Below are 13121 nucleotides of genomic sequence, written 5' to 3'. Positions count from 1 at the left end.
ACCCCGCCCAAACCAGGCGTCACGCCGCACCGATAGACTGGCACGGATCACCGTTCACCGGAGTTCATCCGTGCGTCATGTTCGTATCGCCATTCTGGGCGCCGGCACAGCCGGCCTCACCGCGCTGTCGCAGGTGCGCAAGCACACCGACGATTTCGTCATCATCAACCACGGCGCCTATGGCACCACCTGCGCGCGCGTGGGCTGCATGCCGTCCAAGGCGCTGATCCAGGCGGCCGACGATTTTCATCGCGGCAGTCAGCTCGCCACGCTGGGCATTCAGGGCGGCGAGAGCCTGCGGGTCGATCTGCCCGCCGTGCTGCAGCGGGTGCGCGACTACCGCGATGCGCGCGTGGCCGGGGTGCTCGGCGCGACCCACAGCCTGCAGCCCGCGCAGAACCTCGCCGGACGCGCCCGCCTCGACGGGCCGGGGCGCGTGGTCGTCACCCAGGCCGACGGGCGGGAGGAAGTCATCGGCGCCGACCGCATTCTCATCGCCACCGGCACCCGCCCGGTGGTGCCGCAGGCCTGGCAGGCGTTTGGCGAGCGCATCCTCACCACCGACGATCTGTTCGAGCGCGCCGACCTGCCACGCCGAATCGCCGTGATTGGCCTTGGCGTGATCGGCATCGAACTGGGGCAGGCGCTGGCGCGGCTGGGCCTGGACGTGCACGGCTTCGAGCTGCGCGACAGCCTCGGGCCGCTGACCGATCCGGTGGTGCAGGCCGAGGCGCAACGCCGCATCGGCGCCGAATTCCCGCTGCATCTCGGCCGCGCCGTCGAGCTGCGCGAGGGGACGGCAGGCGCGCTGATCGTGGACAACGGCGAAACCCGGATCGAGGTCGATGCCGTGCTGGCGGCGATGGGGCGGCGCACCAACACCGACGGTCTCGGGCTGGAAACGCTGGGTGTGCCGCACGATGCCCGCGGCCTGCCCGATTTCGACCGCAACACCCTGCAGATCGGCGACCTGCCGGTGTATTTCACCGGCGATGTCAACGGCGAACTGCAGGTGCTGCACGAAGCCTCCGACGAGGGCTTCATCGCCGCCTTCAACGCGCTGCACGGCAAGACGCGCTTTCGCCGCCGCGTGCCGCTGGCCATCGCCTTCACCGATCCGCAGATCGCCGTGGTCGGCCAGACCTGGCGGGCGCTGCAGGGCAAATCGTTTGCCACCGGCGGTTTCAACTTCGCGCAGCAGCCGCGCGCCCTGGCCATGCTGCGCGCCGCGGGCCAATTGCATGTGTATGCCGAGCCCGGCAGCGGCAAACTGTTGGGGGCGGAAATGTGCGTGCCCGGCGCCGAGCATCTGGGCCACCTGCTGGCGCTGGCGCTGCAGCGCGACATGACCGTGGCCGAACTGCTCACCCTGCCCTTCTATCACCCGGTGCTCGAAGAGGGTTTGCGCGCCGCCTTGCGGGTGCTGGCGCGCGCGGTGTATGGTGAGGCGCCGCTGGAAATGGCGCGGCTGTAAACACCGCAAAAATCCGCTTCATTCACGGTTCATTGACGTTTCACAGGACTTCGACATGACTTTCGATCTCGCCATCATCGGTGCCGGCCCCTCCGGTCTGTCCATGGCGCGGGCGCTGGCCGACAGCGGCCTGCGCATCGCCCTGGTCGAGCAGCAAATCGCGCAAGCGCTGGCCGATCCGCCGTTCGACGGGCGCGAAATCGCGCTGAGCCTGCGCACCCTGCGCGCCCTGCGCGAGTCGGGGGTGTTCGACCATATTCCACCCAATCAGGTGTTCCCGCTCGAACAAGCCGTCGTATTCAACGGCGACGATCCGCGTCCCATGCGGGTGTCGCCGCTGCGCGGCAAGACCCAGCTCGGCGCGCTGGTGCCCAATCATCACATCCGCCGTGCCGTCTGGGCCGCCGTGCAGGGCCAGCGCGGACTGACGCTGTTCGACGGCAACCGCGTCGGCGCCCTCCACCCCGACGCCAGCGGGGTGGACATCGAACTGCTGCCGGTGGCCAACGCCGCGCCATCGCCGGGCGAGACTACAGCAGCCGCAAGCCCCGCGCCGCTGTCCATCCGCGCCAGGCTGCTGATCGCCGCCGACAGCCGTTTTTCGGAAACCCGCCGCAAAATGGGCATCGGCGCCGACACACACGATTTCGGCAAGGTCATGCTGGTGTGCCGCATGCAGCACGAGCAGCCGCATCACCACACCGCCTGGGAATGGTTCGGCTTCGGCCAGACGGTGGCGCTGCTGCCGCTGTCCGAACACCTCTCGTCGGTGGTGCTGACCCTGCCGCAGCATGAGATGGATGCGCTGCTCGCGCTGGGCGATGCCGACTTCGAGCGCGACATCGCCCGTCGCTACCAGGGCCGCCTGGGGGAAATGAAGCGCGCGGGCAGCCGCCATACCTATGCGCTGGTCGGGGTGTACGCGCAACGCTTCGTCGCCCCGCGCTTCGCGCTGATCGGTGATGCCGCAGTGGGCATGCACCCGGTCACCGCACACGGCTTCAACTTCGGTCTGCACGGCGTCGAACTGCTGTCGCGCGAAATCCTCGCCGCCGCCCGTGCGGGCGGCGACATCGCCGCGCCCGAGCGCCTGCGGCGTTACGAGGCGGCGCACCGCCGCGCCACCCTGCCGCTGTATCTGGCCACGCAGGCCATCGCCACGCTCTACACCGATGATCGCAGCCCGGCCCGGCTGGTGCGCCAGCTCGTGCTCGGCGCCTCCAGCCGCTTCGGCCCGCTGCGCCTGGCCATCGCCACCGCGCTGAGCGAAGAGGGCTTGAGTCTGCGCGGGCTGCTGCCGCGCATGGCCTGACCCCTCCCCCGCTGGCGGGGGAGGTGGGGAGGGGGAATTTTTCGGCGCGCCCTGACTGCTCAGTGCGCTGCCGGCCTTACAGCGCGTCGTGCAGCGCGCGGAAGGCGCCGCCCTGCCGTGCCAGCAGTTCGGCGGGCGTGCCGGTTTCCACCACCCGGCCCGCTTCCATCACCAGCACGCGGTCGACCGCCGCAGGCAGCGCGGCGATGCGGTGGCTGATGAGCAGCACGGTGCGGCCCTGCATGAGCCGCGCGATGTCGCGCAGCAGATCGCGCTCGGTCAGCGCGTCCAGCCCTTCGGTCGGTTCGTCGAGGATGAGCAGCGGCGCGTTGCGCAGCAGCGCGCGGGCTATGGCCACGCGCCGCGCCTGCCCGCCCGACAGGCGTGTGCCCGCCTCGCCCACCCAGGTCTCGTAACCCTCGGGCAGCGCGCTGATGAAGTCGTGCAACTGCGCCGCCTTGCACGCCGCGACCACCTCGTCAAACGTGGCCTCGGGTTTGGCCAGCATGAGGTTGTCGCGGATCGTGGTGTTGAACAGATAGGTGTCCTGCGACACCACGGCGATGTGCGCGCGCAGCGCCTCGCCGGGCCAGGCGCGCAGGTCGTGGCCGCCGATGCGCACACTGCCTTCCTGATAATCCCAGAATCGCAGCAGCGCCTGCACCAGCGTGCTCTTGCCCGCCCCACTGGGGCCGACCAGCGCGACGCGCTCGCCCGCGCGAAGGTGCAGGCTCAGGCCGTCGAGCGCCCAGGCCGCCTCGCCGCGCGCGCCGGGGTAGCGCAGCCGCAGACCGTCGATCTGCACCTCGGCGTTTTCCCATTGCGGCACGGGCATGTCGGCGGGCTCCTCGATCTGCGGGCGGGCGTCGAGTATGCCGAACACGCGGCGCGCCGCCGCCAGCGTCTCGCCCAGCATCTGCAGCGCCAGCGGCAGCGGCAACACCGCCTCGAAGCTGGAGAGCACGAACAGCGCCAGCATGGGCAGCTCGGCGGGGGCGATGGAAGCATCGGTCACCAGCGGCACGGCCAGCAGCAGCGCGCACCACATCGCCAGATTGGCCGACAGCCCGAGCAGCCCCTGCGACAGGCCGGTGGCGCGGCTGAGCTGGCGTTGCTGCTCGATCATGGCGTCGGTCAGCACCGCGATGCGCTGCGCCTGCCGCTCCACGCCGCCGTACACGCGCAGCTCGCCCAGCCCCTGCATGCCATCGACCGCGGCGCTGCGCAGATCGGCGCGCTGCGCCACCAGCCGTCGGCCTGGCGCATGCCCCAGACGGAAGGTCAGCAGCGGCACGGCCATGCCCGCGAGCAGCAGGAACAGCAGGGTGGAGGCGGCCACACGGCCGCTGTAGAGCGCCATCATGCCCAGAATGAGCGCGCCGCCGAGCAGCGCCACGCCGATGGGCACGAGCACGCGCAGGTAGAGGTGGTTGAGCGCGTCGATGTCGCTGATGAGGCGGCTGCTGAGGTCGGCGCTGCGCAGCTCCTGCAGCCGCGCCGGGGCCAGCGGCTCCAGCCGCTGGTAGAACCACACCCGCAAGGCCTGCAGCAGGCGGAAGGTGGCTTCGTGCGTGACCAGGCGCTCGATGTAGCGCCCAGCAGTGCGGGTGATGGCCATGCCGCGGATGATCGCCGCCGGGGTGAAGTAATCCATGATCCCGCCGACCAGGCCGACCAGCGCCATCTGCGCGATGAACCAGCCTGAAGCCGCCATCAGCGCCACATTGGCCAGCAGCGTGACCAGCGCGGCAACGGCGCCCCACAGCATCCAGCTCCGGTAAGGGAGAAACAGGCCGACGAGCCGCCGCAGATCGGCTCTGGCCTGCGGCAGATCGAAATCGGGCGGCAGCGGGTTCCAGCGCATCATCTCGGATCTTCCTCGGCGGCGGGTTCGTGGGCGCGCACCAGCCGGACAAAGGCGCCGCCTGCGGCCAGCAAAGCGGAGGGCGCGCCCTGTTCGACCACGCGCCCGGCGTCTAGCACCACCACATGGTCGGCCTGCAGCACCGTACTCAGGCGGTGTGCGGCCAGCAACACGCAACGCTGCCGCGCCAAGGCCAGAATGGCTTCGCCCACCTGAGCCTGCGTTTGGGCGTCGAGCTGCGCCGTGGCTTCGTCGAGCAGCACCAGCGGTGCGGGCTTGAGCAGCGCCCGCGCCAGCGCCAGGCGCTGCACCTGTCCGCCCGACAGCCCCAGGCCGCGCTCGCCCAGCGGGGTGTCGTAGCCCTGCGGCAGCGCGGCGATGAAGTCATGCGCCTGCGCCGCGCGGGCGGCGCGCTCCACCGCCTCCTGCGGCGCGTCAGGCTGTCCCAGCGCGATGTTGTCGCGCACCGTGCCCTCGAACACATGCGGGCGCTGCGGCACCCAGGCCACATGGCGCAGCCAGTCGGCAGCGTCCAGCCCGGTCAGCGGCACATCGTTCACCAGAATGCGCCCGGCCTCGGGCTGCACCAGCGCCATCAGCGCGTGCAGCGCGGTGCTCTTGCCCGCACCGCTGGCGCCGACCAGCGCGGTGAGGCCGCGCGGCGGGGCGGTGAAGCTCACCGCGTCGAGCGCGGGTGGCAGATCGGCGGCGTGGCGCACGGTCACGGCGTCGAAACGGATTTGTACGACGTCGGTCTCGAGTTTTTGCGTGCCGCCGGTGGCCTGGGCGTGCGGCGCAATCGGGGTGTCGAGCAGCTTGAGCAGGTTTTGCGCCGCGCCGATGGCTTCCATGCGGGCGTGGTAGAAAGTGCCCATATTGCGCAGCGGCAGGTAGAACTCGGGCGCCAGCAGCAGCACGAAAAAGCCGTTGAAAAAATGCATCTCGCCGTAATAAAGGCGAAAACCGATGAATACCGCCACCATCGCTATGCTGATGGTGGAAAAAAACTCCAGCACCACCGACGACAGAAACGCCATCCGCAGCACCTTCATGGTGCCGATGCGGTAGTCCTCGGTGAGTGCGGCGACCACCTCGGCCTCATGGCGGCTCACGCCGAACAGCTTGAGCGTGGTCAACCCCTGCAGCGAATCGAGAAAGCGCGCGCTCATGCGCGCGAGCAACTGCCACTGCTGCTGGTTGAGGATTTCCGTGCCCTTGCCGATCAAGATCATGAACACCGGAATCAAGGGCGCGGTGAACAACAGCACCAGCCCCGACACCCAGTCCTGCGGCAGCACGAATACCAGGATGGACAGCGGCACCAAGGCTGTGAGCGACATATTGGGCAGGTAGCGCGCGTAATACGCCTCCAGCGCGTCGATGCCGGTGACGAGGGTGTTGGCGATGTCGCCGCTGGACTGGCGCGTGAGCCACAACGGCCCCAGCGCCTGCAGATGGTCGTAGAGCCGCCCGCGCAGATCGCGCCGCACCTGCGCCGCCGCTTCGAAGGCCACGTTTTCCGAGGCGCGCATCAGCACGAAGCGCAGCGCAAAAATCGGCAGCATCGCCGCCAGATAGCCCCACACCTCGGCGAGATGCCGGTGATCGATGATGACCTCCGACACCACACGCGCCAGCAGCCAGGCCTGCGCGATGATCAGCCAGCCCGCAAACAGCCCCAGCCCCACGGCGCGGTTGAGCTGGGGACGGATGTCTTGCTTGCGGGCTTTGAGCCAGAGTTCTTCGGGAGTGACCAAGGTGGGAGATGGGGCAGTGCGGCGAGCCGCGGAACCCGCGGCGGCATAGTCGGCATGTTAGACGGCGCGGCGCCGCCCCTCGACGCCCCACAGGTATTAAAGTTGACCGCAATCGGTCTTGCCGCAACTTTCTGCGCCACGACCCTGCCGCGCGATCAATCAGGAGGTTTCATCGAAAACAAACTCCGGTTGGAAACCCTCCCCTTCAGGGAGATAATTGAAAGCAGGAAGGGCGTAATTTTTCCCGCTTGTTTCGCCCGACTAGACCGGGCGCGGATTGAAACATGGACGACAAACAGCCTCCCAGCGTCACCCTCAAGCAGATCGAGGACTACCGGTTCGATATCCACTACGCACCGGACCGTCCCGCCATTGCGTCCGACGAGCCGCCGCCGCTGGGCCAGGGCGCGGGGCCGTCGCCTTCGCACCTGCTGCTCGCCGCCGTGGGCAACTGCATGAGCAGCAGCCTGTACTTCGCGCTGCGCAAATTCAAGCTCGATCCCAAGGGCCTGACCACCACCGCCACAGGGGAAATCGGGCGCAACGAAGCGGGTCGCCTGCGCGTGCTGTCCATCGCGGTGGACATTCGCATGGGCGCGACCGCCGAAGGCATGGCGCGCCTGGACCGCGTGCTACTGCAGTTCGAGCAGTTCTGCACCGTGGGCGAAAGCGTGCGCCAGGGCATCCCGGTGACCGTTTCGGTATTCGACGGCAGCGGGCAGAAACTCAAGTAAACGCGCAGAAAGGCAGCCTTGCTTTTGCCACGCCGCCTTGACTGCGCCCCCCTCCGACTGGGCGGCCGGTCACTTCGATGCCGTCGCCGCCCATCTTCGCGCAGTTCGCGCCGCTCCCGTTGCGCGGGTGATCGTTCACCGGCCAGTGGCCCACCCTCGAACCCGCGGGTCTGCGGGTCCACTGCGGCAACCGGCAATACGCATCGGAGCCAGACCTGCCGCTGACGACTCCCTGGCGCGGCTCGCACGCGCGGACTATAAAGTGGAGCCAGGAGACGTCCACACCCAAGCAGCAGCGGGGCCTCGACATCCCGCCCAACCGCCATGACCCCATCCTCCAACCCTTCCGACCCCTCCGCCGTCGTTCTGTCTTCGGCCGAGGATTTGCGCAGCCGCGCCCGGCGCCGCGGCAAGCTCAAGGGGCGCCAGCCCGATCCGCAGGCGCTGGCCGAGGTGCAGCAGCTCATCGGCGCGGGGCCGCACCGCCGCGATCTGCTGATCGAGCATCTGCACCGGCTCAACGACCAGTGGCGCGGCTTGTACGAACGCCATCTGGTGGCGCTGGCCCGGTTGATGAACCTGCCGATGGCCGAGGTGTACGAGGTGGCGACTTTCTATCACCACTTCGAGGTGCTGCGCGACGACGCCCAGCCTGCGGCGATCACCGTGCGGGTGTGCGACAGCCTGCCGTGCGCGCTGGCCGGGGCGAACGATCTGCTGCAGCGCCTGCCGCAACTGCTCGGCGCCGAGGTGCGCGTGGTGGCCTCGCCCTGCATGGGCCGCTGCGAGCAGGCGCCGGTGGCGGTGGCGGGGCAATGGCCGGTGGTGCAGGCCACGCCCGACCGAGTACGCGAATGCGTGCAAAAACAGCGCCTGAAACATCCCCTGCCCGCTGACGATGCCGCCTTCGACCCCGCCGCCGACGCGCCGAAAGCCATCACCCACGGGCCGGGCGACGCGACCCCCGCCTACGTCGGCTACGACGCCTATCGCGCCCGCGGCGGCTACGCGCTGGCGGCGGCGGTGGCCAGCGGCCAGCGCTCGCACGCAGAAATCATCCAGACGCTGAGCGACTCGGGGCTGCGCGGCCTGGGCGGCGCGGGTTTTCCGACGGGGCGCAAGTGGAGCATCGTGCGCAACTACCCCGCGCCGCGGCTGATGGCGGTGAACATCGACGAGGGCGAGCCCGGCACGTTCAAGGATCGCACCTATCTGGAGCGCGACCCGCACCGCTTTCTCGAAGGCATGCTGATCGCCGCGCAGGTGGTGGGCATCGAGGTCTGCTACCTCTACCTGCGCGACGAATACCACGGCGCCCGCGCCATTCTGCAGCGCGAAATCGCGCGGCTGCAGGCCGATCCGCCCTGCGCGCTGCCGCGCATCGAGCTGCGGCGCGGCGCCGGGGCGTATATCTGCGGCGAAGAGTCGGCGATGATTGAAAGTATCGAGGGCAAGCGCGGCGAGCCGCGCATGCGTCCGCCCTATATCGCCGAAATCGGGCTGTTCGGCCGCCCCACACTCGAACACAACTTCGAGACGCTGTACTGGGTGCGCGACATCGCCCGCCGCGGCGCGGCGTGGTTCAGCGGCTTCGGGCTGCATGGTCGCAAGGGGCTGCGCTCGTTCAGCGTCAGCGGCCGGGTGAAATCGCCCGGGGTGAAACTCGCCCCGGCGGGCATCACCCTGCGCGAACTGGTCGACACCTACTGCGGCGGCATGCTCGACGGCCACAGCCTCTACGCCTACCTGCCGGGCGGCGCGTCCGGCGGCATTCTGCCCGCGCGGCTGGCCGACGTGCCGCTGGATTTCGACACCCTGCAGCCGCACGGCTGCTTCATCGGCTCGGCCGCCATCATCGTGCTCAGCGACCAGGACCGCGCGCGCGATGCCGCGCTCAACGTCATGCGTTTTTTCGAGCACGAGAGCTGCGGCCAGTGCACGCCCTGCCGCGTCGGCACGGCCAAGGCCGCACAACTGATGCAGGCGCCGCAATGGGATCACGCCACGCTCGAAGACCTGAACCAGGTCATGGCCGACGCCTCGATTTGCGGACTCGGGCAGGCGGCGCCCAACCCGGTGCGCTGCGTGCAGACCTATTTTGCTCACGAGGTGTGCTAAATGAACGTCAACGCGAAGACCATCAAGCTTGAACTCAACGGCCGCCCGGTGCAGGCCTTCGAGGGCGAAACCCTGCTGGAACTGGCCGACCGCCACGGCGTGGCCATCCCCCGGCTGTGCCACAAACCCGGCTACCGGCCCGATGGCAACTGCCGCGCCTGCGTGGTCGAGATCGACGGCGAGCGCACGCTGGCGCCGAGCTGCTGCCGCACCGCTGCCGAGGGCATGAAGGTGCGCTCAGACAGCCCGCGCGCGGTGAAAAGCCAGAACATGGTGCTCGAAATGCTGCTGTCGGACCTGCCCGAGCAGGGCTACAAATGGCTGGGCGACGACGCCACCCGCCCGCACGGCGAACTCAGCGACTGGGTCGTGCGCCAAGGCGTGCAGGTGCGACCGGCGCTGGCGGCGATCTCAAGAACACGCCGGGCCGCCCCAAGTGTTCTTGACCCCCTCGGGGGGCGGGCGGGGCACAGCCCGGCCCAGGGGGCACTCACCCGCCGTGACAATCCCGCGCCCGACGTATCGCACCCGGCGATGGCGGTCCACCTCGACGCCTGCATTCAGTGCAAGCGCTGCGTGCGCGCCTGCCGCGAAGAGCAGGTCAACGACGTCATCGGCTACGCCTTCCGCGGTGGCCGCAGCGAAATCGTGTTCGACCTGCACGACCCCATGGGCGAGAGCACCTGCGTGGCCTGCGGCGAATGCGTGCAGGCCTGCCCCACCGGCGCGCTCAGCCCCAAGACGCATATCGGCGCGCAGACCGTCGATCGCCAGGTCGATTCGGTCTGCCCGTTCTGCGGCGTGGGCTGCCAGATCACCTACAACGTGAAAGACGAGAAGATCGTCAGCGTCGACGGGCGCGACGGCCCGGCCAACCACGGCCGCCTGTGCGTCAAAGGACGCTTTGGCTTCGATTACGCGCACCACCCGCAACGGCTCACCCGGCCGCTGATGCGCAAACCCGGAGTGCCCAAAGACCCGGCACTGCTGTCGCGCCAGGGCGACTGGCGCGAGGTATTCCGCGAAGCCACCTGGGACGAGGCGCTCGACTTCGCCGCGGGCAGGCTCAAAGACCTGCGCGCCCGCCACGGCGCCAAGGCGCTGGCCGGTTTCGGCTCGGCCAAGGGCAGCAACGAGGAGGCCTATCTGTTCCAGAAACTGGTGCGCACCGGCTTCGGCAGCAACAACGTCGATCACTGCACCCGGCTGTGCCACGCCTCCAGCGTCGCCGCGCTGCTCGAAGGCGTGGGCTCGGGCGCGGTGAGCAACCCGGTCAGCGATGTCGAACAGGCCGAGCTGATTCTGGTGATCGGCGCCAACCCCGCGGCCAACCACCCGGTGGCGGCCACCTGGATGAAAAACGCCGCCCGGCGCGGCGCCAGGATCGTGCTGGCCGATCCGCGCGTGACCGACCTCGGCCGCCATGCCTGGCGTGTGCTGCAGTTCCGCCCCGATACCGACGTGGCCCTGCTCAACGCCATGATCCACACCGTCATCGAAGAGGGACTGGCCGATCAGACCTTCATCGCGCAGCGCACCAGCAACTTCGAGGCGCTGAAACAGAACGTGCAGGGCTACAGCCCCGAGGCCATGGCGCCGATCTGCGGCATACCGGCGCAGACCATCCGCGAGGTGGCGCGGGCTTTTGCCACCAGCAAGGCCTCGATGATTCTGTGGGGCATGGGCATCAGCCAGCATGTGCACGGCACCGACAACGCGCGCTGCCTCATCGCCCTGACCAGCGTGACCGGCCAGATCGGCAAGCCCGGCAGCGGGCTGCATCCTCTGCGCGGACAGAACAATGTGCAGGGCGCCAGCGACGCCGGGCTCATTCCGATGATGTATCCCAACTACCAGCCGGTTGGCAACCCGCAGGCGCATGCGTGGTTCGAGGCCTTCTGGCAGACGCGGCTCGACGACCAGCCCGGCTACACCGTGGTCGAGATCATGCACAAATGCCTCGCGCCCGACAGCGATCCGCACAAGATCCGCGGCATGTATGTCGAGGGCGAAAACCCGGCGATGAGCGACCCCGATCTGAACCACGCAAGGCTGGCGCTGTGCGCACTGGAACACCTGGTGGTGCAGGACATTTTCATGACCGAGACCGCCTGGCTGGCCGATGTGGTCCTGCCCGCGAGCGCCTGGCCCGAGAAGACCGGCACCGTCACCAACACCGACCGCATGGTGCAGCTCGGCCGCCGCGCGCTCACCCCGCCGGGCGAGGCGCGCGCCGATCTGTGGATCATCCAGCAGATGGCCGCGCGCCTGGGCTTGAACTGGCACTACCCCGGTCCGGAGCAGGGCGTGGCCGCGGTGTATGAAGAAATGCGCCAGGCGATGAGCCCGGCCATCGGCGGCATCACCTGGGAGCGGCTGGAGCGCGGGGCAGTGACCTATCCCTGCCTCACGCCGCAAGACCCGGGGCAGCCCATCGTGTTTTCCGACCGCTTTCCCACCGCGGATGGTCGCGTCAGGCTGGTTCCCGTCGACCTGATTGCCGCGGCCGAGCGCCCCGATGCGCAGTATCCGCTTGTGCTCATCACCGGCCGCCAGCTCGAACACTGGCACACCGGCAGCATGACGCGGCGCTCGACGGTGCTGGGCGCCATCGAGCCGATGCCCACGGCCTCGATGAATGCGGCCGAGCTGCAAAAGCTCGGCGTGCAGCCGGGCGATCCCATCACCGTGCGCTCGCGTCGCGGTTCCGTCGTGCTCAGCGCGCGGCGCGACGACGGCACGCCCGATGGCACGGTGTTCATCCCCTTCGCCTATTACGAGGCGGCGGCGAATCTGCTGACCAATCCCACGCTCGATCCCTTCGGCAAGATCCCCGAGTTCAAGTACTGCGCGGTGGCCGTGAGCGCGGGCGGCACACTGGCGCCGGTGGCGGGCTACGCCCGCAGCGGGGCGGAGATTTCGGAGCAGGCGACATAGGCGATCTCTCCACTTTCGAGACCGCAGCGCCGCTGGCTTTCGAAGCCGTGGCGCTGCCGTGTCGCAGCGACGCGCCCCGCCTCAGCCGGGCGCGCTGCGCCGTGGTGCGGCCGATCCGTATCCTCGATCAGCAGGGCGAGCATCGGCAGATCGACATCCCGACTGAACGCCCGCTGACGCTCTATGTCGACAAACGCGAGCTGGTCACGCTGATGACCCTGGGTGCGAACCCCGAGCTGCTGGTGCTCGGCTACCTGCTCAATCAGGGGCTGGTGGCCGACATGGCCGAGGTCGATGGCATCGACGTGGACTGGTCGGTCGAAGCCGCGGCGGTGCGCACCCGCCACGGCGTGGCCGATCTCGGCGCCCGGCTGCAGCGTCGCGTCGTCACCACGGGGTGCGGACAGGGCACGGTGTTTGGCGATGCGATGGCGCAACTGGGCCAGACCCGCCTGCCCGACGCGCAGGCCGCGCGCCTGAACCACGCCACGCTGACCCGCCTGCTCGAACAAATGAAACTGCGCGACAGCGTGCATCGCCAGGCCGGATCGGTGCATGGCTGCGCGCTGTTTCTGGGCGATGCGCTGCAATGCTTCGTCGAAGACGTGGGCCGTCACAACGCCATCGACACCGTCGCCGGGTGGATGGCGGTGCACGGCGTACCGGGGGGCGACAAGGTGTTCTACACCACCGGTCGGCTCACCAGCGAAATGGTGATCAAGTCGGCACGGATGGGCGTGCCCATCATCGTCTCGCGCAACGGCGTGACCGCGATGGGGCACCAGTTGGCCGAGACGCTGGGCATGACCCTGTTCGGCCGCGCGGCGGGTCGCCACTTTCTGTGCTACACCGGATTCGAGCGCTTCGACGCCGAAGCCGAAACGCCGCAGTCTGCCGATTCGCCGTAAACCGTCCTTGAAGGCGG

At 69.0% G+C, this 13121-nt stretch carries 8 protein-coding genes; 6 read left to right on the top strand and 2 right to left on the bottom strand.

Annotated elements, in window-relative coordinates; all coding sequences use genetic code 11:
• Positions 1 to 70 precede the first annotated feature (70 nt).
• Entirely contained in the window at positions 71 to 1474 is a 1404-nt protein-coding gene (locus RBR52_RS09055) for a dihydrolipoyl dehydrogenase (RefSeq protein ID WP_320376884.1), read from the top strand.
• Positions 1475 to 1529: 55 nt separating this feature from the next.
• Positions 1530 to 2786, top strand: a complete 1257-nt coding sequence (gene ubiM, locus RBR52_RS09050) for a 5-demethoxyubiquinol-8 5-hydroxylase UbiM (protein WP_320376883.1) — start codon at positions 1530 to 1532, stop codon at positions 2784 to 2786.
• A 76-nt stretch (positions 2787 to 2862) separates the two neighbouring features.
• Here ubiM and cydC read toward each other — a convergent pair whose 3' ends face one another.
• Complete coding sequence (gene cydC / locus RBR52_RS09045) at positions 2863 to 4653, bottom strand: thiol reductant ABC exporter subunit CydC (protein ID WP_320376882.1); 1791 nt, start codon at positions 4651 to 4653, stop codon at positions 2863 to 2865.
• Positions 4650 to 6407 (bottom strand): thiol reductant ABC exporter subunit CydD, encoded by a 1758-nt coding sequence (gene cydD, locus RBR52_RS09040; RefSeq protein ID WP_320376881.1) that lies wholly within the window; start codon positions 6405 to 6407, stop codon positions 4650 to 4652. The genes cydC and cydD overlap by 4 nt, the downstream gene beginning before the upstream one ends.
• 284 nt (positions 6408 to 6691) lie before the next feature.
• Here cydD and RBR52_RS09035 point away from each other — a divergent pair, with 284 nt between their 5' ends.
• The 4 genes from RBR52_RS09035 (at position 6692) to RBR52_RS09020 (ending at position 13104) form a co-directional block, all read left to right on the top strand.
• The gene (locus tag RBR52_RS09035; RefSeq protein WP_320376880.1) at positions 6692 to 7141 is read left to right on the top strand and encodes an OsmC family protein; all 450 of its coding nucleotides are present in this window, start codon (positions 6692 to 6694) and stop codon (positions 7139 to 7141) included.
• 324 nt (positions 7142 to 7465) lie between these two features.
• Complete coding sequence (locus tag RBR52_RS09030; protein WP_320376879.1) at positions 7466 to 9259, top strand: NADH-ubiquinone oxidoreductase-F iron-sulfur binding region domain-containing protein; 1794 nt, start codon at positions 7466 to 7468, stop codon at positions 9257 to 9259.
• A complete protein-coding gene (fdhF, locus tag RBR52_RS09025; protein ID WP_320376878.1) occupies positions 9260 to 12196 on the top strand; it encodes a formate dehydrogenase subunit alpha in 2937 nt (978 codons plus the stop codon).
• Between the two features lie 47 nt (positions 12197 to 12243).
• On the top strand, positions 12244 to 13104 hold the full coding sequence (locus RBR52_RS09020) for a formate dehydrogenase accessory sulfurtransferase FdhD (RefSeq protein ID WP_320376877.1): 861 nt from the start codon (positions 12244 to 12246) through the stop codon (positions 13102 to 13104).
• Positions 13105 to 13121: the final 17 nt, after the last annotated feature.

Origin of the sequence: Thiomonas sp., from assembly GCF_034007205.1 — a bacterium.
In the GTDB taxonomy this organism is placed as follows: Bacteria; Pseudomonadota; Gammaproteobacteria; order Burkholderiales; family Burkholderiaceae_C; genus Thiomonas.
Note: the sequence above shows the minus strand (reverse complement) of the source record. Positions and strands in the feature narration are given on the sequence as shown.